Origin of the sequence: Acinetobacter sp. YH12151, from assembly GCF_013418355.1 — a bacterium.
Taxonomy (GTDB): Bacteria; Pseudomonadota; Gammaproteobacteria; order Pseudomonadales; family Moraxellaceae; genus Acinetobacter; species Acinetobacter pseudolwoffii.
On record NZ_VPCG01000005.1, the window covers coordinates 86,946 to 109,216 of the forward strand.

Sequence of the window (22,271 nt, forward strand, 5' to 3'; positions counted from 1 at the left end):
GGCTGAATTTTCAGCCTCTTGAGAGTATTTATTTAAACAAGTCCAATAAAATGCGTTGAGCATTATGTGGCTTTTCACCTTCTTGCAGCTGTGCCCGCAGCCAGGTTCCATCCCCTTGTAATAACCAGGATTGCTGATTATCTTTCAGATAGTTAAGTAGCCCCTGTTGATAGATGCGTTTTTTCAACGCTTCATCTTCTACTGGGAAGCAGGCTTCGACCCGGTTAAACAGGTTACGATCCATCCAGTCTGCGCTTGAACAGTAAACCCGTGCATTACCGTTATTGCTGAAATAATACACGCGGGTATGTTCCAAGAAACGCCCGACAATCGAACGTACCCGAATATTTTCAGACAAACCTGGCAATCCCGGACGCAAACTACAAATCGAGCGGATAATCAGGTCAATTTGTACCCCCGCCTGAGAAGCTTCATAGAGTTTATTGATCAACTGCATCTCGGTCAGCGCATTAACTTTGACAATAATCTGCGCCGGCTTGCCTGCCTTGGCATTCACGATTTCATTATCAATATAATTAATGAGTTGGGTATGTAAGGTAAATGGCGCATGTAACAGCTTTTTCAGCTTGGCCATTTTTCCCATACCGGTCAGCTCCTGAAAGATACGGTGCACATCTTCACACAGGTCTTTATCCGTGGTGAGCAAACCATAATCGGTATAGATTCGCGCATTGCCGGCATGATAGTTGCCGGTTCCCAGATGCACATAGCGCACCAGTTTATTATTTTCCCGGCGTACCACCAGAATCATTTTGGCATGGGTTTTATAGCCAACGATGCCATAGACCACTACCGCACCGGCTTCTTGCAGGACATTGGCCACTTCGATATTGGATTCTTCATCGAAACGTGCACGCAATTCAATCACGGCCGTGACTTCCTTGCCATTGCGGGCAGCTTCCGCCAGCACCTGCACGATTTCAGAATCCGGGCCACTGCGGTACAAGGTCTGTTTGATCGCCAGCACTTGTGGATCACGTGCAGCTTCACGCAACAATGAAATGACCGGTGCAAAAGACTCAAACGGATGATGCAGCAAGATGTCCTGTTTTTGCATGGCACTAAAAATATTTTCAGATTTTTTCAGTACTTTGGGAATAATCGGGGTATGTGAATCATAGCGTAAATGCGGGCGCTTGAAATTAGACAGTAAGCGCGCCAGATTGACTGGGCCTGCGACTTTATAAAGCTGCTCTTCTTCCAGATCAAATTCATTCAGCAGATATTCATAAATATGCTGCGGACAGTTTTCTGTCACTTCCAGACGTACAGCACGGCCAAAACGGCGTGAACTGAGTTCGCCTTTAAGCGCCTTAGCCAAATCTTCAACATCTTCATTCAGGGCCAGATCGGCATTCCGCGTGACACGGAACTGATAGCAACCGGTCGCTGTCATGCCTGGGAACAGATCCGAAACATGTTCATGAATAATCGCGGACAGCATCACATGATGCTCTTTGCCATCGGTTAATTCATCTGGCAGACGTACCACGCGTGGTAACGAACGCGGCGCTGGCACCACAGCCAGATCAATCTGACGGCCAAAGGCATCTTTACCTTCGAGAGTCACAATAAAGTTCAGTGACTTATTCACCAGACGTGGAAACGGATGTGCAGGGTCTAGGCTAATTGGCGTCAGGACAGGCGCAACCTGTTCCTGAAAATATTTTTTCACCCAGGCCGATTGTGCCGGAGTCAGTTCACCACGGCGCAAGAAACAGATATCTTCCTCACGCAGTTTTGGCAAAATTTCTTCATTTAAAATACGGTACTGGCGTTCAATCGCAGTATGTGCAGTTTTGGAAATCTGTTCCAGCACCTGCTTTGGGGTCAGGCCATCCGGACTGCGACTTTCATTGTCCAAATCTAACTGTTCCATCATTCCTGCGACCCGAATCTCAAAAAATTCGTCCAGATTACGCGAGAAAATTAACAGGAAATTCATGCGTTCAAGCAAGGGATGTAAAGGATCGACAGCCTGTTCCAGGACGCGTAAATGGAAGTCTAAAATAGACAGTTCACGATTTATATAACGATCATTATATGTATATTCGGGCTGTGCTGAAGTAGTGCTGGCTGCCGTATTCATATCAAACCTATGCGGATTTAAAATTGTGCTTATCAGTTCAAGTATGCTTCAAATTGATGACAATTTCATAAAAAAAAGCCCAAAAACTGGGCTTTTTCTTTAAATAATTATTTAAGGCAATTCTGCATAACGCATATAACGCTGAATCATGCGCTTGCGTGCATTTAAGGCAGAGGAGTTGCGATGATCCTGAAAATATTTTGGATTGGTCAGAATGGCCGCCAGAAAGATCGCTTGATCCTGAGTCAGGCTTTGCGCAGTTTTGCCAAAATAATGTTTGGCTGCGGCTTCTACGCCATAGATATTGTCACCAAATTCAATCGAGTTTAAATAGACTTCCAGAATCCGCTGTTTCGACCACATACGTTCCATCATCCAGGTCGCCACCGCTTCCTGGCCTTTACGTACAAATGAACGCTTATTAACCAGAAATAGGTTTTTCGCCAGTTGCTGGGAAATGGTAGAACCCCCAGCCACCACCCGGCCTTGATCCCGGTTTTTATTCAGCGCAGTTTGAATACCGTCCCAGTCAAAACCATGGTGATGAATGAATTTTCCATCTTCGGCAGTGACAATGGCACGTTTCAGATTCAGGCTGATCTCATCATAGGGACGCCATTGATGTTGAATGGCTTTGGAAGGTTCCGTCCAGTAATCAATCCGCATCATCATGGTGGTATTGACCGGATTGGTTCGCCACCAGGCCAGACTGGCAAAGATCCACAATTGAATCAGTAAAATCACACTGACGATGACTAATATCGTGCGGATCAGAAAGGCTTTCATGTCAGTGCGTTACTCCTGAAAATTTGATTTTTCGTGTTAAGCTTATTCGAAATATACAATCACAGCAAAAAAAATAGCATGTCTGAATACGCTCCCCCTGTCGTACACCGCAAACTTGAAATGCAGCTCTGGTGGATCACGGCCATTTTAATCGCGATTAATGTCGGATTATTTGGCTGGCAGGCCATCAATGGTATGGATATCAGCCAGCCGAGTACCCGAGATGCGATTCTCTGGGGTGCCGATTATGCACCTTTAACCTATTTAGCGGAACCCATGCGTTTGTTTAGCAGCATGTTTTTCCATTTTGGCCTGATTCACCTGATGTTGAATATGTGGGCCTTGTATATTTTTGGTAGTGTTGCCGAACAACTGTTTGGCCGGATGTATTTTATTGGCTTATACCTGTGTGCCGGCTTAATGGGCAGTTTGCTCAGTGGCTATATGAACATTCAGGACAGCTATGATCTGATTGCAGGGGGTGTGGCCAACCCAAGTTTATTGCCGGCGGTCAGTGCCGGTGCATCCGGTGCGGTGATGGGACTCGGCGCTTCACTGACGGTATTGGCCCTGTTGCCGATGCTGCCCCAGCAACGTTTTATTCTGGATAAAAAGACCTTGGTGATGGTGATGGGTCTGAACCTGGCCATGGGCTTTATGATCAGCGGAATCAACAATGCCGCACATATTGGTGGCATGTTGATGGGCGCTTTTTTAACCTTGCTGTGGTATGCCGGACAAAAAATGCAGCGTAGCCGCCTGATCAACCTGATCGCTTTAGTGATCGGTTTCGGCCTCTGTGTGCTGCTTTATCAACATAACTTGGCCTTGATCGAAGCAATTCGCCCACTGTGGCAAGATATTCTCGACCTGATGCGACAACAATTGCAGCTTTAAATCATTACCGCTTTAAATGCCAGCGAATTTAAAAAGCCATGGAGATGAATCTTACTGATTCATCTCACGCAAGCTTTGTAAGGGCGGAATGTCCGACAGATAGCTCAGACGATAACGGCCAATCAGCGCACATAACACAGTCATGAAAATCGGCAGGATAATCCAGATTTCCCAGTGTGGCTGAATCATTAAATCCATACGATAACTGGCGATTGCGCTAATCACTTCGGCAAACAGACAGGAAACCACTCCGGCAAACAGTCCGATAAAACCAATTTCCAGACTCATCATGGTTTTCAGTTTTTGTTTGGAGCTGCCAAATGACCGTAGCAAGGCCACTTCACGTTTGCGTTCATCCATGAGCAGGTTCAGACAAGCCATCAGTACCAGAAAACCGGAGATACTAACCAACACGGCCAGAATCGTCACGATCTGCACCAGTACATTCACAATACGCTTGATCTCTTCCAGAATCAGGCTGACATCAATAAACACCGTATTGGAAAATTGCTGGATCACAGACACCAGTTTGTCCTTATCTTGTTCCGGCACATAGAAACTGCCCAGATAACTTCCGGCATTGGCATCCATGCTATTCGGGGCAAAAATAAAGAAGAAATTCGGACTAAAACTTTCCCACTCGACCGTTCTTAAATTGATAACCTTCGCTTCCAGCACACCTTCGGGCAAACTAAAACTGAGCTTGTCGCCAATCTTGATGCCTAATTCTTCAGCAGTATTGGCTTCGACCGATACCGTGCCGACCTGTTGCAAAACTGCGTCACCACGAATAATCACATTATCCTGTGGATAGCTGTCGGACTGGGTCAGGTTCAGCTCGCGTTTTAAAGTATTATTGCTTTTGACTAATTCTGGAGCAAAAGGCTGATCATTTTTAGCCACCAGACGCCCACGAACGTTCGGATACAATGGTGTACTTTTCCAGCCATTCTGCTCAATTTGAGCTTTTAGGTCTGGCATGTCAAACGGCGGCAAACCATACACAAACTGATTTGGTGTACCTTGCGGCAACTGTTGCTGCCAACGCTCTAATAGGTCTGTGCGCAATACGGCTAATACTGTAATCAGACTAAGACCCAAGGCTAAAGCGGTAATCTGTAAGGCTGTTTGAGATGGTGTTCGTACATAGGCTGACAGATTCAATTTCTGATTGCGCAGCAGTTTTAAGATCAACCATACCGTCAGATACAACACTGCACATAACACAATAATCGCGCCAATCACCCAGGCAGTCAGGAGCAGATTTTCGGTTAGAATCACGCTAAAAATAATCAGGCTCAGCGTTCCGGTCAGCAGCATCCACAGCATGGATTGCACTGATTTTTCCTGCTGGCGGATTACTCGAATTGGTGGCGTGTTCAACAGTTGCAATAGGCTCGGCATGACAAAGCCCAACAGCACCACCGCACTGGTCAGCATCGCGACTGGTAATGGCCCGAGCAACATTGCTAGGGCTGAAAATTCAATCTGAAAATTTGGAATCAGCTGCAACATCAACTGTAACAGGCCATAGCCCAGACTGATCCCGACCACAGTGCCAATCAGCATGGCAATCAACAAGACCAATCCCAGCAAGGCCAGATAGGCGGCTAGAATCTGCTTTTTAGTCGCGCCGATACAACGCATCAAGGCAATATGATCCTGATTCTGCTGCACATAACGCTGCGCGGTTAAGGCGATGGCAATGCCGCATAATAAAATGGTCAGAATATTTGCCAGTTGCAGGAAAGTGTCCAGATTGGCAATCGGCTTCATTAAACGGGTATTTCCTTCACTGGCATTACGTAATCTGAGGCTACTTTGCTCCTCAAACTCCTGCTCTTGAACTTCCGCTGGTGTTTCAGCAGAACCGTTTGTTGACTTGACCTGCTGTTTAAATAAGGCTTCATATTCTTGAGTATGCTCAGGAGAGCCCGCCATCAGTAAGCGATATTCAATTCGGCTTCCCACCTGAATGGCATTGGTTCGCGGCACATCAGTCTGAGAAATAATCACAGTCGGTGAAAAGCCGGAGAATCCAAGCTCCTGATTGGAATCCTGTTCAATTTTGGCGGTGACTTTAAACGCGGCATCGGCAATATTCAGTTGATCGCCCAGTTGGACTTTGAGTAAGTCCATGGCGCGTGGACTCAGCCAGATTTCACCCGGCTGAATCGCGTTTTTTGCTGGCTGTAGCTGCAGCTCACCACGCAAGGGAAAAGCCTGATCAATGGCTTTAACATTGACCATGACAAACTGTTCATCGGTATAGGCCATAGTGCTAAAGAAGGTGACTTCTGACTGCTTTAAATCCAGCTGCTTGGCCTGATCACGCCACTGCTCTGGCAAAGGCTCATTGTCTGAAAGTACCAGATCACCGGCCAGCATTTCCGCTGCCTGCAAGGCGACTGCATTTTGAATCTGTTCATTGCTAAACTTGAGTGCCGTAGTGGCACTAATTGCCAAAGTCAGCGCAATGATTAAGAGATAAATCCCTGTACTTTTAAAGCTTTGCGTCAGTAAAGGACGAAATAATGGATTCATTTCATCCTCCACTCGGATGTTCAATCAACTGACCATTCAACAGTTCGAAATGCCGCTGACATTGCTGCGCCAGTTTCCGGTCATGGGTGACCAGCACCAAGGTCGTACCCAACTCCCGGTTCAGTTGAAACAGCAATTGTTCAATTTCTTTGGCAGTTTCACCATCCAGATTGCCCGTCGGTTCATCAGCAAAAATGATTTTCGGTTCACTGACCAATGCACGCGCAATCGCCACACGCTGCTGTTCACCGCCAGACAGCACTTTCGGGGTTTGCTGTGCCTGTCGATCCAGCCCTACCTTGTGCAACAGTGCCAGTGCCTTCTGCTCAGCGTCTGCATATTTAAAATCAGGCTGTAAACGCAGCGGTAGCATCACATTTTCAAGCGCAGTCAAATGTGGCAACAGCTGAAAAGACTGAAACACAAAACCGATATTTCTCAAACGGACCAGCGCGCGTTGTTCTTCATTCAAATGAGACACCGATTCACCGCAAACCATGAGTTGCCCGGCACTGGCCTGATCCAGAGTCGCCAGAATCCCCAGTAAAGTAGATTTTCCAGAACCGGAACGACCGGTAATTGCCACCTGCTCGCCTGCCATAATCTCCAGATCAAGATCCTCAAAAATAGTCAGCTGTTTTTGTGAAAGTTGTATCTTTTGTGTCAATTTCTGGGCAGAAATAATCGCCTGTGGCATGATGTTCGAATCGTTGCTACTTTGAATCATACGTGTCCTATATGAAAGATCTTAATCAGAAAACTCGGGTATTGTCTTACTTGTTTTTGCTCAGTCTGTGCCTGTTACCGCTCGGGGTATCAGCAAAGACGATTATGATTTTAGGTGATAGTTTAAGTGCTGGTTACGGTATTCAGCCACAACAAGGCTGGGTACATTTATTACAAAAACGTTTAGAGCAACAGTATCCGAAACAGCATAAAGTGGTCAATGCAAGTGTCAGTGGAGAAACCACCAGTGGAGCGCTGGCCAGACTGCCGAAACTGTTGCAGACGCATCGTCCAGACCTTGTAGTCATTGAGTTGGGTGGTAATGACGGCTTACGCGGACAGCCGCCGCAAATGATTCAAAAAAATTTAGCCAGCCTGATTCAGCAAAGCCAGAAAGCCAAGGCCAAAGTCGTGGTATTTGGTATGAAGATGCCGCCTAATTATGGACAGGCCTATAGCAAGGCCTTTGAAAATAATTATAAGGTAGTGAGCCAGCAATATAAGGTGAAATTGTTACCGTTCTTTATGCAGGGTGTGGCCGGCAATAAAACCCTGATGCAAAAGGATCTGATTCATCCAAATGCCAAGGCACAAACCATCCTGCTAAATAATGCCTATCCATACATTAAAGGCGCTTTATAAAGCGCCTTTAAATTATTTTAGATTGTATTTAAATAAATTTTGCCTAAAAATCAAAGAACAATACTTCACCTGTTTCCAGTGAATATTCAGCACCGACCACTTTGAGTTGTCCTTGCCCAATCAGGTTTTCTAATACTGCTGAACCATGACGTAGTTGGTTAACCGATGCAAATACGTTAGAACGCACGGCATGCTTGGACAATTTTGCCAAGTCATTTTTCAGTTCAGTTTGCATTAAGGTTTCAACAGAAGGACGTACTCGATTTACAATCGACATCAGGTTTGCCGACGGCGGGCAATCTGGGCACATTAAGGTATCAATGGTGGCCTGGATCGCGCCACAATGACTATGACCTAAGACTACAACAATAGCGCAGTCATAGCGTTCCGCCGCAAATTCAACACTCCCGACCTGTGATGGTGCGACAATATTGCCTGCAACACGAATCACAAAAAGATCACCGAGACCCTGATCAAAAACCATTTCAGCCGGGACACGCGAATCTGAACAGCCCAGTACAATTGCAAATGGGTTCTGATCCTCTGCCATTTCTGCGCGCTGTTGGTGGCTCAGTTGTTTTGGATGCGAGGTATCACCGCTGACAAAACGTTGGTTCCCTTGTTTAAGACGTTCTAAAGCTTCTTGAGCTGTGAGCATTCTTTTCTATCACCGATGTTTTAGTTGCAATATTTTACTGCCAGTTTTTTTGAATGTCACTTGCAAAAAATCTTAGCTGCTTAAATTTTTAACATTTATCTAATTTCATTTCAGCAGGGGTTTTATGTGCAGCACATCACATTTTCCAGTCATTTAATGCAATCTAGCAAAAAACTAATGGGTGACAAGCGCCAGGATTGATTTAAAATAGAATGAAGAATAATGTTTTTATTTGACTGAAATAGCAAATTTACAACATGGAAGTATTTGAGCAATTTGCTCGCTGTGTATTTTTTGGGGAATGTGCCAATGAAGAAAATAATAAAGTTGCGCTCGAAAATAATCTGCTCGACCTTAGTCGCGTTTACGATGGCATTGCCGAGCTTTGCACATAGTCAATATATGTTTAGCCAGCTGAATGAAAAGCCTGCCAAAATATTACAACAACATCTGCTGCAGGAACGAACACAGGCTGGACTTCAATCCAAGACACTTAAAATCGGTGATGTGACCTGGAGCTACAGTGAAGGTGGTGCCAAGAACAAGCCTTCAATTCTGCTGATTCATGGTCTGGCAGGAACGCGAGATAACTGGAATCGGGTCGCACAGTTTCTGACTCCACATTATCATGTGATTATTCCTGACTTGCCGAGCAACGGCGATACCAAGGTTCCGGAGAATTTCGATGTTTCTGTGCCCAATGTGACTTTTCAGATGCGTTTATTCATTGAAACCTTAAATGTAGACGAGAATTTACATATTGCCGGACATTCCCTGGGGGGATCGATTGCCACGGTCTATGCCTCACAATATCCCTTCGATACGCAAAGCCTGTTTTTAATCAATAGTGCCGGCCTGTATAAAATGGGCAATACGCCCTATACCAAAGACCCGCAAGCCCTAAAAGACCTAATCGTCAGCAAGCCCGGTGATCTGCAAGATGTCTCCAGACAGCTGATGCAGAACCCGCCGGTGATTCCTTATCAGCTCCAGTATGCACAGGAAAAACTGCTGATTTCACGTTCTGAGCAGACCAGTAAATCGATTGATCAGGTCGTGATGCTGAACCGGATTTATACACCAGAAACCTTTGCCCGCCTGACCCGCACAGTTGAAGCACCGACCTTGATTTTATGGGGCAGACAGGACCGGATCATCAATGTCGAAGTGGTTAAAGAACTGCATGCCCTGTTGAAACGTGCCGAAACGCCGGTGATTCTGAACAATGTCGGGCATATGCCGATTCTGGAAGCAGAAAAACAGGTGGCACAACATTATTTGCCTTTTCTGGCCAAGACCCAGACCCTAAAAAACCCGCTTGCTGATAAACTCATTCCTTTAAATTAAGTTTCAGAGCCGTTATGCAGAAACACCCGATGATTGAGCAGTTGATCGATGCTCAACTTGATTTTCTCGATCAGGCATTTTCTCAATCTGAAACGATTCAAACTGAGTTTCATGCGTTTTATCTGTGTTTACGTAAACAGAACCTGAAAGATCTATGGAGCTGTGATCTGATTCATCAGCTTTTACAAAAACAGATTCTGGATACTGCTGCCAGCAGCTTTCTGATTGAGCAGATTGCTGAGCATATCCGTTTTGCACTGGTACATCCGGCCAACGATACGACCAAAATTGCCGATGTGATTCCAGTCCTGACCGTGGATAAAATCGCACAATATGTTGCCAGTAAAAGTGGCCATCGTCAGCGTCTGATTAAGACCGTCGTGAATAATCCGGCATTTTCGGCCATGATCACGCAACTGATCCAGCATTCCATTCAGGATTATCTGGATAATTCTGTCATCGCTAAAAGCGTGCCCGGGGTTTCCCGTTTTATGAAAATGGGCAAGTCGGTACTGGAAAATGTCACCGATACGGATCTGGACAGTACTATTGCGCGTTATCTGCAAAAGAATATTTTAAAACTGAGCCAGATGAGTGAACATGTGCTGAACCAGCACTTTGATGATGAAAAACTCTATCATTTTCAGGCCAATCTCTGGCATAAAATTAAAGATATGCCGGTATCGGTATTGAAAAATTATATTGAGCTTCAGGATTTAAATCAGACAGTCGGTTTAGGACATGAGATCTGGGATCATTTACGTCAGACGGATTATCTAAAACAGCAAGTTCATGATGGAGTTCATACCTGGTATGTACGCAATCAGGAACATACTTTTGACAGCTTGCTGCGTGATCTGAATATTGATGAAGCCTTAATCCAGCATGAATTACAGCAATTGTTGAACCCGATCATTCAACAGATGGTTTCACAAGGTCATTTACGTGAACGTACACGCAGATATCTGGAACAGTTTTATTATTCAGAAGATACTTTGAAGATTCTTAAAGTATAAAGTTTAAAAAGCCGCTCGAGAGCGGCTTTTAAATTGTTTAGAAATTATAAGTCAGTCCGACAAAGACTTCCTGACGATCCAGATAATAATCATTTGAAGCATTTACTAATTTTTTATCAAATAAATTATTGAGACCACCTCTAACAGTCACTTGATCGTTCACTTCATAATTCGCAGATAAGTTAAATACCGTATGTGGTTTTTGCATCACCACCGTATCTTCAATACTTGCCGTATATTGTTCACCGGTATATTGCGCTGCAAGTTCCAATGAAAGTGGATCAGTGGGGGTCCAGTTGAGTGCACTATAAACGGATAACTCGGGAATCGTTGAAAGATTTCTGCCAGTTACTAAGTTTTTTGATTCAAAATAATAGGTTGCATTGGTCTTCCAGCTTAAATTCTCTAAAAGTGGTAATGCCACACTTGCTTCCAAGCCCCGTACACGCGCTTTTTCAGCATTTTGATATTGTGTCCACCACACCCCATTAATTTCTCCTAAAGCACGATATTCAATTTTATTTTTAAAATCTGTGTGGAAATAAGTTAAACCGAGATCAAAATCATTTTGAGCAAAATTAAATCCAAGTTCATAGTTGGTACTTTCTTCAGGCTGCAGGTCTGCATTACCCGCCATATAACATCCGCCCGATACATAGCCTAAAGGTTTCAAGGATGTACATCCATTCCCCCCTGAACGCGTCGCTGCACCTGCAGTATTCTCTTTGAGTGAAGGAGCTCTAAAGCCCTGAGCAACACCACCTTTAATGGTCAATGCATCATTTGGTTGCACCACCAAATAAGCACGTGGACTATTATGTGTGCCAAATTTATCGTGATGATCAAAACGATTACCAAGGGTCAAATTGACTTGATCATTAAAAACAATTTTATCTTCAACGAACAATGCCCAAGTATCTCCTTCTAGCTCTGAACCATATTCTTTGCCGTCATAACTTGGAATAGCCAGCCCAATATTACGGGTATTAACCAGTTCTTCTGATTTCCATTGACCTCCCACTGTCGCAACATGCTCCACACCTAATTTAAACGGAATATTGAGATTAGCTTCTACAATGCTTTCCTTGGATTTTTGTGTGGTCGGCCCAGTCTCTGTCACCTGACTTTGATCATAATCATTGTAGTAAGCCGTAATTTTTGAATCACCGAAACCCCATTGAGCATCATGTGATAGAGACACTGAACGATGTTCTAACTCAGATGGACCCCATGCTAATAAAGCCTGTTCTTTACCATCCACCACCTGAGGCGTGGTCGAGGCATTATTCTCTTGCAAGCCATAACCCAGCTCTAAAGATAAGCTATGAATATCGTTCGGCGTATAATCAAACTTTAAGTTCGCATTCTGATCACGACTACCCGATTGTCCGGTTGCTTTACTTCCTGCCATTCCGGGAAGATTACGGTCAGAGGTTTGATAGCCTTGATCCGCTTCCTGTTCAGTGATCCCGACTGTGGCACGCATACCTAGTGTATCGGTTAAAGGGCCATATCCCACGAGTCCTGATTGAATGGTTCGCCCTAAATCCGAAGATGTCGTTGGCATGGTATGGTTTAAGGTCAATGAGCCACCCCATTCTGAAGGGATTTTTTTGGTAATGATGTTGATCACTCCACCCATCGCATCAGAGCCATATAAAGAAGACATGGGTCCACGTACAACCTCAATACGTTCAATCATTTCTGGTCTCACCCAGTTTAGATCTTGATGTCCTAGGTTTGCACGATAATTGGTATCTCGAGAAGAGCCCACACGTTTACCATCAATTAAGATCAGCGTGTAATTGTCAGGCATCCCGCGTAATTGTATTTTTGAACCTGCCCCATTTGAACTTAGGCCCCCTGTTACGCCGGGCACGCGTTTCAAGATATCGGCCAGACTTGAAACAGGCTGTTTCTGTATGTCTTCTGCCGTAATGACACTAATTGAAGCTGGCGCAGATTTAACATCAACTGCCTGTCCACTCGCAGTCACCACAATCGTTTGTAATTTGGTCGCATCAGCCTGTACGATTCCCTCTTTTTCTTCAGTAACTTGGTCTTGCGCTTGGACTGAAACAGTCATTGCTGTAAATACTGCGAAAGCTAAAGTTGTTTTTAAGAAGGGCTTATTCATACCTTGCACGTCCTAAGAGTTATGAAGAGATCATGTTTATTCGGTTGCGAAGTGTAACAGGGATTTCCACAAATGCAATTACTATTAATAATTATTATCATTAACATTTATTAAACTTAAAGCCAGATATAAAAAAACCTCGAAAGTTCGAGGTTTTTTAGAATGCGATAAATGAACTGTTCTATAGAACAGCTTATTTCATATACGCACCTTCAGATTGGCTATGATCCGTTTCATCAACGACATGCATCAATTCAGGAATATGCTGCTTTAGCGTGGTTTCTACCCCTTGTTTCAAGGTGATATCAATCGCTGAACAACCCTGGCAACCACCACCAAATTTAAGCACCGCCGTTAAGCCATGCTCTGGGTCTTCTTTGACTTCAACCAGGGCACAGTTACCGCCATGGCCTGCCAGACCCGGGTTAATTTCAGACTGCAATACATAGGTAATACGCTCTTCTACCGATGCATCTGGCCCCACACGTGGCACTTTAGAGTTTGGCGCACGGAAGGTCAGCTGACCACCAAAACGGTCTTTGTTGTAGTCAATCACGGCATCAAGTAAATACGGAATAGATGGCGAGTCGATAAAAGCAGGGAACTCAGGATATTCCTGCTTATAATCTGTCGGTACAACTTCATCAGGTGCACTATAGGCCATGCAACATTCAGCGCGAGGAGTACCCGGATGTTCTACAAAAACACGCACACCAATACCCGGGGTGTTCTGTTTATCCAGTAAATCCTTTAAATACTCTTGTGCTGTTGGTGTAATCAATAAGTTGGGAATTTCACCAACAACTGGAGTGCTGCTGTTCTCAGTCGACATAACAATAATTTCCTCAAGCTCAGACGGCTATTTTAACTGAAGATCGGGGGGAATTTTTAAAAATCAACTAAAATTGTCGGATTTATTATAAAAGTACAACTTTAGTGCAATTTTAATGGCATCATAATTGGCAAATAGGCACCATTAGAATTACTTTATATGCTTGATTTACCTTTTAATCACACCGTTACCATTATTCTGATCACCTGTATTGTGTCCTTTATTGCCTTCTCTAAAGAGACGGTGATGAATCGCCTGATTTTCTGGCCACCGGCACTGCAACGTGGACAATATGACCGCTTTATTAGCCATGGTTTTATTCACGCCGATGGAACTCACCTGCTATTCAATATGATTACCCTGTTCTTTTTTGGCAGTGTGATCGAGAGCTTTTATCGTCAGTATTTATATGATCTGGGTTTTATTCTGTTCTATCTGGGCGGTCTGATTGCAGCTATTATTCCAAGTTATCTGACCCATAAAAATAATCCGCGTTGGGCCAGCCTTGGTGCATCAGGTGCAGTCTCTGCAGTGCTGTTTGCCTATATTCTGTTTGAGCCGTGGAAGCTGATTTTTGTGTTCTTTATACCGGTTCCTGCGATTATTTTTGCCGTGCTCTATGTGGCCTATAGCATCTGGTCAGGCAAAAAAGGCAATAGCAACATTAATCATAGCGCGCATTTGTGGGGAGCAGCCTACGGCGTGATCATGACCATTATTCTGGAGCCACGCCTGATTCCGCATTTCCTGAATAAACTGATGCAGGTTCCGTTTTAATCAGGGTTATTGAAGGCTAGAGAAATAAGGCTACATATAAGATAAGCTTGATATTTCCGCTAAAAATAAATGAGAGCGCCATGGCTCTCTTATTTATTTGAAACATCTCGTAATATATTAAAAAGTCATGATGTCACTTATTGCCAATCTTGGAGTGAATTTTGCAGCGATAATGTATACATCTGTATATTAATTACTGTCATTTACGAGATATTTTGCATGTCCACTACACCAGACGGTCTTCAATTTCCGCTTCAGTCCAATCAACAAAAACCAAGTAGCTCAAAAACAGGACGCGCGATCATCGCAGCAGCTTTGGCCAATGTGAATCAGCACAGTGCTGCACAGGCACAATCAGAAAAAAACTGGCGCAAACAATATACCGTGCATTTTAAGCAACTGGTCGAGCAAGGGCTAAGCTCGCCTGAAGCCAGCCTGAAAATTGCTGAAGATGGTCTGGCACAGGCGCATCAGACCTTTGAATTTTACCGTGATGGCCAGAAGCATTTACTGAAAGATGCCCTTACCTTGCCCGCCGATCAACTACATAGCTTTAAATTGACGGGAAGCAGTCAGGCTGCACCAGAATGGTATGTGCCCTACCACGGCCAGAAGCTGCAAGGCTATGCCTTATTGGAGCAGATTGAACGTTGGGAAAACCAAGGTATTATGGAAAGCAGCCATGCCAATGCCCTGCGTGAATGTGTGGCGCGCCCAGAATGGTTTGATTTGTCAGATCGAACCATGGTGCTGTTTGGTGCTGCATCTGAAGCTGGCCCTTTGACCTGGCTGGCAAAATGGAAAGCCAATATTGTGGCGATTGACCTGCCCAGTACCCGGGTCTGGGGCAAGATTGTCGATACCATCAGCCAAGGCAATGCCACGCTGTATGCACCCTGTACTGAAGCACTTGCAGAAGATACGCCTGACGATGTTCTAAAAGAAAAACTCGGTGCCAATCTTTTGACTCGGATTCCCGAGATTGCTAAATGGCTATTACAGTTTGAGCCGGATCTGGATCTGGCCGCAATTGCCTATCTGGATGGCGAGAAGCATGTCCGTGTTTCGATGGCGATGGATGCCATCATGAAATATGTCAGCGAACAAAAAGCCAATACCAGCCTGATGTATATGTGTACCCCGACCGATGTCTATGCGGTTCCAAGTGAAGTGATTGAAGCATCAAAAGTGAAATATGCGGAGCGCTCGAAAGCACAGACACTGATTTCCAAAGGTGTATCGACTGTAAGCCGCAAACACTTTTTTCAGAAAAATGCGCATGAGCTGATTCAATCTGGTGACCAGTCTTATGGGATTTGTGACTGTCTGGTGGTAGAACAAGGTCCAAACTATGCACTAGCCAAACGCATTCAACAATGGCGTGCTACTTTAGCTCGCGCTCAGGGTCAACGTGTCAGCATCAATATCGCTCCATCTACAACCACGTATTCAGTCACCAAGAATCCGCTATTAAAAGCCGCGTTCAACGGTGCCAGTCTGTTTGATGTCGAAGCTTTTGCACCTGAAACCACAAATGCACTGATGGCAGCCCTGTGGATTCATGATCTGCGTAATGCTACCTCTGTGGCCAATCCTGAAGTGAAGCTGAATCATCCACTGGAATTGATGATGCAGGGTGCGAATCATGGTGGTTTGTGGCGAGTGGCTTATCTGGCGCGAACTGCATTACCTTTTGCTGCCCTGTATGGTTTTGCGACAGAGAAGTTACCCAAGGGATTATTGAGTAAGCTTAAGAAGTAATTGATTTCCTTGACTCTACCCTTCTCCTAGAGTCAATATTATTTTTATTCAAAATTCTCCCCCTCTCTCCAACCCTCTCTCCAACCCTCTCCAAGGGAGAGGATTTTAAAAAACTTCATAAAAAAACGCTGCCGAAGCAGCGTTTTTTACTTATCTAATAATATTAGAAAACTTTAAGTAACAACCAGTACAAAGTACCTGATAAACAAATTGTGGCGGGTAAAGTGAAAACCCAGGCAGACAGAATGGTTTTCACCATCTGGAAGTTCAGACCTGACTTATTCGCCACCATGGTACCTGCAACCGCAGAGTTCAATACATGAGTGGTCGATACCGGCATCCCAAAACCATCCGCAGCCGCAATGGTCGACATCGCCACCAGTTCAGCAGACATCCCCTGACCATAGGTCATATGCTGCTTACCAATACGCTCACCGACTGTCACCACAATACGCTTCCAGCCAACCATAGTACCCAGACCCAGCGCCAGAGCAACAGCCACTTTCACCCAGGTCGGGATGTATTGCAAGAATGAATCCAGACTGTCGCGGTATTGATCTACCGTTTTGTCCTGTTCAGCCGTCATTGCTGGTAAAGCTTCTGCTTTGTCCAAACGCTTGAAAGCTGTGGTACTTAAGTACATGTCATTCCGGAATTCTGAAACCTGTGCTTCAGGCACTTCCCTAATGCTGCTATAGCTACCGACTTTTTCACCTAAATGATCTGTGAGGCTCGCCAATGCAGGCACCACTTCAGGGGTGATTTCTTTGGTTTGGATATAAGTCGTGATGATCTGACGCGCTTTTTCATCTTCAATATCCGCATGGTCTGGATAAATCGCATTGGCCGTTTGCGCAGACAATTGACCAAAAGTCTGGATATGCTGTTGATCTAAGTTTTTGTTGAGTGAGTACGCCATTGGTACACAGCCAATTAAAATCAACATGATCAGCCCCATGCCTTTTTGACCATCATTTGAACCGTGCGCAAAGCTGACACCGGTACAGGTAAAGATCAAAATGGCACGAATTAAAGGGGGTGGCGGTTTATTACCTTCAGGTGGCTGGAACAGCTCCACCTGTTTCTTGAAGATTTTTTTCACCAGCAAGAACAGCACAGCGGCAAATGCAAAACCGATTAAAGGCGAAAATAACAGCGCCTTACCGACTTTCATCACCTGCTCCATGTCTATACCCGATGCACCGCTGCTCGCGTGCAGAATGTAGTTCATGATGCCCACCCCCAGAATCGAACCGATCAGGGTATGTGAGCTTGATGCAGGAATACCAAGAAACCATGTTCCCAGGTTCCAGACAATCGCAGCGATCAGCATGGCAAACACCATGGCAAAACCTGCTCCGGAGCCGACATTCATGATCAGCTCAACAGGTAACAGTGCAATAATACCGTAAGCTACCGCACCACTGGCCACCATAACCCCAAGGAAGTTACAGAAACCGGCCCACATTACAGCGACAGGCGCAGAAAGTGCATTGGTATAAATGACCGTGGCAACCGCATTGGCAGTATCGTGGAAGCCATTGACGAATTCAAAGCCCAGCGCAATAAACAATGCCGTCGCCAGGAGAATAATTGAATATAAACCCAGTGCAGGAACATGCGCTAAATCGGCAGACAATTGAAAACCGATATAAATAAGAGTAGAGATAATGACAGTTAGAAAAACTGGCATAAAGAATTTTGGTGTCGGCACGTGAACATTGGTCGACTTGTGCGAAGCCGACTCGTGTGCTGAATCTATGGGAGTTTGATTAGGATTCATGCAAGCAGGAATAGAGGATTCAAGAATTCCCCTATTGTTCAGTTAAATTGTGACAATTATATGACAAACTGCTGTCATATGAAGCAATAATTTAGATTTTCTTACTGCTGTTCGTCCTGTTTAATCCCGAGTAAAACACTGCTGTTTGATTCAATAAATCATCAACTTAAGATAAAATTCCAGCTTTTCAAAACTCAAAAACGTGTCCTGTTTTTGCGCTTAAAGCTTTGAAACTCCCTCTACGCTTAAGATGACAATAATTTCTATGTACAGAGCATAGTCAATAAATATGACAATTTCATGAATAAAAGCATCAGCTTAATTTTTCAAATATATTTTTGCCAGTTTTAGCCAGATCCCATTTTAAAGTTGAATACTGCATAGACCGGATAACAAAAACCTGTCTTGTTCTAACTGACTTATCAAATTTTCATATCATGTATATCCATCATTCTGAGAAAGGAGGCGCAGAATTCAAGCATTAATTCTGCTAATATGGCCGATGTTTTTTGATTTCTACTGAGAAAGTTTGAATGTCGACACTTGCCACCTTAAAAGAACTTCTTGCCAAGAAAATTTTAATTATCGATGGTGCGATGGGTACCATGATCCAGCGCCATAAACTGGAAGAAGCCGATTACCGTGGCGAGCGTTTTGCTGATTGGGCTTATGATCTGAAAGGCAATAACGACCTGCTCGTTTTGACACAACCACAAATCATTCAAGGTATTCATGAAGCTTACTTGGAAGCTGGCGCCGACATTATTGAAACCAATACCTTTAACGGTACGCGGGTTTCGATGTCTGACTATCATATGCAAGATCTGGTTCCCGAGATTAACCGTGAAGCCGCGCGTCTGGCCAAAGAAGCCTGTGCCAAATATTCAACCCCAGAAAAACCACGTTTTGTGGCAGGTGTGATTGGTCCGACATCACGTACCACGTCTATTTCTCCAAACGTCAACGATCCAGCCTTCCGCAACATCACTTTTGATGCCTTAAAAGTGGATTATATTGAATCAACCAAAGCGCTGATTGAAGGTGGTGTCGACATCATCCTGATTGAAACCGTATTCGATACTTTAAATGCCAAAGCTGCGATCTTTGCGGTGAAAGAAGTCTTTAAAGAACTGGGCTATGAACTGCCAATCATGATTTCAGGCACCATTACCGATGCATCTGGCCGTACCTTAACCGGTCAAACCGCAGAAGCGTTCTGGAACTCGATGCGTCATGCAGAACCGATCTCGATTGGTTTTAACTGTGCGCTTGGTGCAGATGCGATGCGTCCACACGTCAAAACCGTGTCGGATGTAGCGGATACTTTTGTTTCAGCACATCCTAACGCTGGCTTGCCAAATGCCTTCGGTGGATATGATGAAACACCGGAAGAAACTGCAGCTTTCATTAAAGAATTTGCGGAAAGCGGTCTGATCAATATTACCGGTGGTTGCTGTGGTACCACACCGGATCACATCCGCGCAATTGCACAAGCAGTGGAAGGCATTAGCCCGCGTCAAATTCCTGAGATTGCGCCTGCCTGTCGTTTAAGCGGTTTAGAACCATTTAACATCACCCAGGATTCATTGTTTGTGAACGTCGGCGAGCGTACCAACGTCACCGGTTCGAAAAAATTCCTGCGTCTGATTCGTGAAGAAAACTTCGCCGAAGCACTCGATGTTGCCCGTCAGCAGGTTGAAGCCGGTGCACAAATTATCGATATCAACATGGATGAAGGCATGCTGGATTCACAAGGTGCCATGGTGCACTTCCTGAATCTGATTGCGTCTGAGCCGGATATTTCACGTGTGCCGATCATGCTCGATTCTTCTAAATGGGAGATTATCGAAGCAGGTTTGAAATGCGTGCAAGGTAAAGCCGTGGTGAACTCGATTTCCTTAAAAGAAGGTTATGACGAATTTGTCGAACGTGCCCGCCTGTGCCGTCAGTACGGTGCAGCAGTGATTGTGATGGCATTTGATGAAGATGGTCAGGCCGATACAGCAGCACGTAAAAAAGAGATCTGTAAGCGCTCTTATGATGTGCTGGTCAATGAAGTGGGCTTCCCTGCTGAAGATATTATCTTTGACCCGAACGTGTTTGCGATTGCGACAGGGATTGTAGAACATAATAACTATGCGGTTGATTTCATTGAAGCGACTGGCTGGATTAAAGAAAATCTACCCCATGCCATGATTTCAGGTGGTGTCTCTAACGTCTCGTTCTCATTCCGTGGTAATGAGCCAGTACGTGAAGCGATTCACTCAGTGTTCTTGTACCATGCCATTCAAAAAGGCATGACCATGGGGATTGTGAATGCCGGTCAAATGGCGATTTATGATGACATTGATAAAGAATTAAAAGCTGCCGTTGAAGATGTGGTTCAAAACCAGAATCAAGGCGAAAGTGGTCAGGATGCAACAGAACGGCTGCTGGCTGTCGCTGAAAAATATCGTGGTCAAAGTGGTACGCAAAAAGCCGAAGAAAACCTGGAATGGCGTAATGAATCTGTTGAAAAACGTCTTGAATATGCACTGGTCAAAGGCATCACGACGTATATTGACCAAGACACTGAAGAAGCCCGTTTAAAATCAACCCGTCCACTGGATGTGATTGAAGGCCCATTGATGGCAGGTATGAACGTGGTTGGCGACCTGTTTGGTGCCGGTAAAATGTTCTTGCCGCAGGTGGTAAAATCTGCGCGTGTGATGAAGCAGGCAGTGGCTTGGCTGAATCCGTTTATTGAAGCTGAGAAAACCCAAGCTGAAGCCAAAGGTAAAATCCTGCTCGCGACGGTAAAAGGTGACGTACACGACATCGGTAAGAACATTGTCGGCGTGGTGCTGGGCTGTAACGGTTATGACATCGTGGATCTGGGCGTGATGGTGCCGTGCGAGAAAATCCTGCAAACCGCAATTGATGAAAAAGTCGATATTATCGGTTTGTCTGGTTTGATTACACCGTCTCTGGACGAAATGGTCTTTGTTGCCAAAGAAATGCAGCGTAAAGGCTTTAATATTCCATTGATGATTGGTGGTGCAACCACCTCTAAAGCCCACACCGCTGTAAAGATTTCACCGCAATATCAAAATGATGGTGTGTACTACACAGCTGATGCTTCACGTGCCGTGGGTGTGGCAACACAATTGCTTTCTGCCGAGATGAAACCAAAACTGGCAACGGACTATGCGGCGGATTATGAAAAAATCCGTACACGTTTAGCCAATAAACAGCCGAAAGCCGCCAAATTGTCTTATGCAAAATCAATTGAAAATGGCTTTAAAATTGATTTTGGTGCACACACTCCAGTAAAACCAAACTTCATTGGTTCGAAAACTTTCACCAATTATCCACTTGAAACCTTGGTGGAATATTTTGACTGGACACCGTTCTTTATTTCTTGGAGTCTGGCGGGTAAATTCCCGAAAATCCTGGAAGATGACGTAGTGGGCGAAGCAGCACGTGACTTGTTTGAACAAGCACAAATTATGCTGAAAGATATCATCGAGAATAAACGTTTCGATGCGCGTGCCACCTTCAGCATTTATCCTGCCAACCGTGTGGCAAGCGACACTGTTGCTGTGGCAGATGAAAATGGCAATGTGACCCATACTTTTGAACATCTACGTCAGCAGTCGGATAAAGTGACAGGCAAAGCCAACTATTCTTTGGCGGACTTTATTGCACAGAAAGATGTGGCTCAGGATTATTTGGGTGGTTTTACAGTTTCAATCTTTGGTGCGGAAGAGCTGTCGCAAGAATACAAAGCCAAAGGCGATGATTATTCTGCAATTATGGCGCAGGCTTTAGGTGACCGTTTTGCGGAAGCATTTGCTGAACATTTGCACCAGCGTATCCGTAAAGAATTCTGGGGCTACCAAGCAGATGAACAATTGTCGAATGAAGATTTGATTAAAGAGAAGTATGTCGGTATTCGTCCTGCACCGGGCTACCCTGCGTGTCCTGAACATTCTGAAAAAGCGCCACTCTTTGACTGGTTAGGTACAACTGACAAGATTGGAACTTACTTAACCTCTAGTTTTGCAATGTGGCCACCTTCATCAGTCAGCGGTTTCTATTATGCAAATCCTGAAACTGAATACTTTAACGTGGGTAAAATCTCTGGCGACCAGTTGGAAGATTATGCGAAGCGTAAAGGTTGGACGCTGGATGAAGCGAAACGTTGGTTAGCGCCGAATTTGGATGATTCGATTGTTTAAGAGTCATCTAGTTTAGAGAAGAAAAATCCCCTCGA

Annotated in this window: 15 protein-coding genes; 7 read left to right on the top strand and 8 right to left on the bottom strand. The window is 44.7% G+C overall.

The annotated features are described in order from the left end of the window. Nucleotides 1-28 precede the first annotated feature (28 nt). Both ppk1 and mtgA read right to left on the bottom strand, forming a co-directional pair. On the bottom strand, nt 29-2,110 hold the full coding sequence (ppk1, locus tag FTU82_RS03000) for a polyphosphate kinase 1 (protein WP_005172015.1): 2,082 nt from the start codon (nt 2,108-2,110) through the stop codon (nt 29-31). A 111-nt stretch (nt 2,111-2,221) separates the two neighbouring features. Beyond that, entirely contained in the window at nt 2,222-2,896 is a 675-nt protein-coding gene (gene mtgA, locus FTU82_RS03005) for a monofunctional biosynthetic peptidoglycan transglycosylase (protein ID WP_005096252.1), read from the bottom strand. A gap of 78 nt (nt 2,897-2,974) precedes the next feature. Here mtgA and FTU82_RS03010 point away from each other — a divergent pair, with 78 nt between their 5' ends. Then, nucleotides 2,975-3,793, top strand: coding sequence for a rhomboid family intramembrane serine protease (locus FTU82_RS03010; RefSeq protein ID WP_180085155.1), 819 nt, complete (start codon nt 2,975-2,977; stop codon nt 3,791-3,793). A gap of 51 nt (nt 3,794-3,844) precedes the next feature. On the opposite strand, the gene FTU82_RS03015 is transcribed toward FTU82_RS03010, so the two are convergent. Next, a complete protein-coding gene (locus FTU82_RS03015) occupies nt 3,845-6,337 on the bottom strand; it encodes an ABC transporter permease (protein ID WP_180085154.1) in 2,493 nt (830 codons plus the stop codon). A 1-nt stretch (nt 6,338) separates the two neighbouring features. Then, a complete protein-coding gene (locus FTU82_RS03020; protein WP_180085152.1) occupies nt 6,339-7,064 on the bottom strand; it encodes an ABC transporter ATP-binding protein in 726 nt (241 codons plus the stop codon). Nucleotides 7,065-7,075: 11 nt separating this feature from the next. On the opposite strand from FTU82_RS03020, the gene FTU82_RS03025 reads away from it, so the two are divergent. Then, the gene (locus FTU82_RS03025) at nt 7,076-7,705 is read left to right on the top strand and encodes an arylesterase (protein WP_005096245.1); all 630 of its coding nucleotides are present in this window, start codon (nt 7,076-7,078) and stop codon (nt 7,703-7,705) included. A 43-nt stretch (nt 7,706-7,748) separates the two neighbouring features. On the opposite strand, the gene FTU82_RS03030 is transcribed toward FTU82_RS03025, so the two are convergent. Next, complete coding sequence (locus tag FTU82_RS03030; RefSeq protein WP_005096244.1) at nt 7,749-8,363, bottom strand: carbonic anhydrase; 615 nt, start codon at nt 8,361-8,363, stop codon at nt 7,749-7,751. Nucleotides 8,364-8,672: 309 nt separating this feature from the next. Between FTU82_RS03030 and FTU82_RS03035 the strand changes: the two genes are divergently transcribed. Continuing rightward, entirely contained in the window at nt 8,673-9,710 is a 1,038-nt protein-coding gene (locus tag FTU82_RS03035; RefSeq protein ID WP_180085150.1) for an alpha/beta fold hydrolase, read from the top strand. 14 nt (nt 9,711-9,724) lie between these two features. Further along, nucleotides 9,725-10,726, top strand: a complete 1,002-nt coding sequence (locus FTU82_RS03040; RefSeq protein WP_180085148.1) for a hypothetical protein — start codon at nt 9,725-9,727, stop codon at nt 10,724-10,726. A gap of 37 nt (nt 10,727-10,763) precedes the next feature. Here FTU82_RS03040 and FTU82_RS03045 read toward each other — a convergent pair whose 3' ends face one another. Then, the gene (locus FTU82_RS03045; RefSeq protein ID WP_180085146.1) at nt 10,764-12,863 is read right to left on the bottom strand and encodes a TonB-dependent receptor domain-containing protein; all 2,100 of its coding nucleotides are present in this window, start codon (nt 12,861-12,863) and stop codon (nt 10,764-10,766) included. Nucleotides 12,864-13,056: 193 nt separating this feature from the next. Further along, nucleotides 13,057-13,695: a Fe-S biogenesis protein NfuA gene (gene nfuA / locus FTU82_RS03050; protein ID WP_005096238.1), complete on the bottom strand. Its 639-nt coding sequence runs from the start codon at nt 13,693-13,695 to the stop codon at nt 13,057-13,059. A 159-nt stretch (nt 13,696-13,854) separates the two neighbouring features. Between nfuA and FTU82_RS03055 the strand changes: the two genes are divergently transcribed. Next, nucleotides 13,855-14,472 (top strand): rhomboid family intramembrane serine protease, encoded by a 618-nt coding sequence (locus FTU82_RS03055; RefSeq protein ID WP_005096237.1) that lies wholly within the window; start codon nt 13,855-13,857, stop codon nt 14,470-14,472. 219 nt (nt 14,473-14,691) lie between these two features. Next, nucleotides 14,692-16,233: a hypothetical protein gene (locus FTU82_RS03060; protein WP_180085144.1), complete on the top strand. Its 1,542-nt coding sequence runs from the start codon at nt 14,692-14,694 to the stop codon at nt 16,231-16,233. Nucleotides 16,234-16,396: 163 nt separating this feature from the next. Here FTU82_RS03060 and FTU82_RS03065 read toward each other — a convergent pair whose 3' ends face one another. Further along, a complete protein-coding gene (locus FTU82_RS03065) occupies nt 16,397-18,016 on the bottom strand; it encodes an inorganic phosphate transporter (RefSeq protein WP_005096235.1) in 1,620 nt (539 codons plus the stop codon). A 533-nt stretch (nt 18,017-18,549) separates the two neighbouring features. On the opposite strand from FTU82_RS03065, the gene metH reads away from it, so the two are divergent. Continuing rightward, entirely contained in the window at nt 18,550-22,236 is a 3,687-nt protein-coding gene (gene metH / locus FTU82_RS03070; protein WP_180085142.1) for a methionine synthase, read from the top strand. The last annotated feature ends 35 nt before the right edge of the window (nt 22,237-22,271 follow it).

Excerpts from the sequence above, each read along its gene's own strand:
- ppk1 (WP_005172015.1), bottom strand. The coding sequence starts at position 2,110 with ATGAATACGGCAGCCAGCACTACTTCAGCACAGCCCGAATATACATAT.
- FTU82_RS03045 (WP_180085146.1), bottom strand. The coding sequence starts at position 12,863 with ATGAATAAGCCCTTCTTAAAAACAACTTTAGCTTTCGCAGTATTTACA.
- FTU82_RS03060 (WP_180085144.1), top strand. The coding sequence starts at position 14,692 with ATGTCCACTACACCAGACGGTCTTCAATTTCCGCTTCAGTCCAATCAA.
- FTU82_RS03040 (WP_180085148.1), top strand. The coding sequence starts at position 9,725 with ATGCAGAAACACCCGATGATTGAGCAGTTGATCGATGCTCAACTTGAT.
- FTU82_RS03025 (WP_005096245.1), top strand. The coding sequence starts at position 7,076 with ATGAAAGATCTTAATCAGAAAACTCGGGTATTGTCTTACTTGTTTTTG.
- metH (WP_180085142.1), top strand. The coding sequence starts at position 18,550 with ATGTCGACACTTGCCACCTTAAAAGAACTTCTTGCCAAGAAAATTTTA.
- FTU82_RS03010 (WP_180085155.1), top strand. The coding sequence starts at position 2,975 with ATGTCTGAATACGCTCCCCCTGTCGTACACCGCAAACTTGAAATGCAG.
- FTU82_RS03035 (WP_180085150.1), top strand. The coding sequence starts at position 8,673 with ATGAAGAAAATAATAAAGTTGCGCTCGAAAATAATCTGCTCGACCTTA.
- mtgA (WP_005096252.1), bottom strand. The coding sequence starts at position 2,896 with ATGAAAGCCTTTCTGATCCGCACGATATTAGTCATCGTCAGTGTGATT.
- FTU82_RS03030 (WP_005096244.1), bottom strand. The coding sequence starts at position 8,363 with ATGCTCACAGCTCAAGAAGCTTTAGAACGTCTTAAACAAGGGAACCAA.
- FTU82_RS03055 (WP_005096237.1), top strand. The coding sequence starts at position 13,855 with ATGCTTGATTTACCTTTTAATCACACCGTTACCATTATTCTGATCACC.
- FTU82_RS03065 (WP_005096235.1), bottom strand. The coding sequence starts at position 18,016 with ATGAATCCTAATCAAACTCCCATAGATTCAGCACACGAGTCGGCTTCG.
- FTU82_RS03015 (WP_180085154.1), bottom strand. The coding sequence starts at position 6,337 with ATGAATCCATTATTTCGTCCTTTACTGACGCAAAGCTTTAAAAGTACA.
- nfuA (WP_005096238.1), bottom strand. The coding sequence starts at position 13,695 with ATGTCGACTGAGAACAGCAGCACTCCAGTTGTTGGTGAAATTCCCAAC.
- FTU82_RS03020 (WP_180085152.1), bottom strand. The coding sequence starts at position 7,064 with ATGATTCAAAGTAGCAACGATTCGAACATCATGCCACAGGCGATTATT.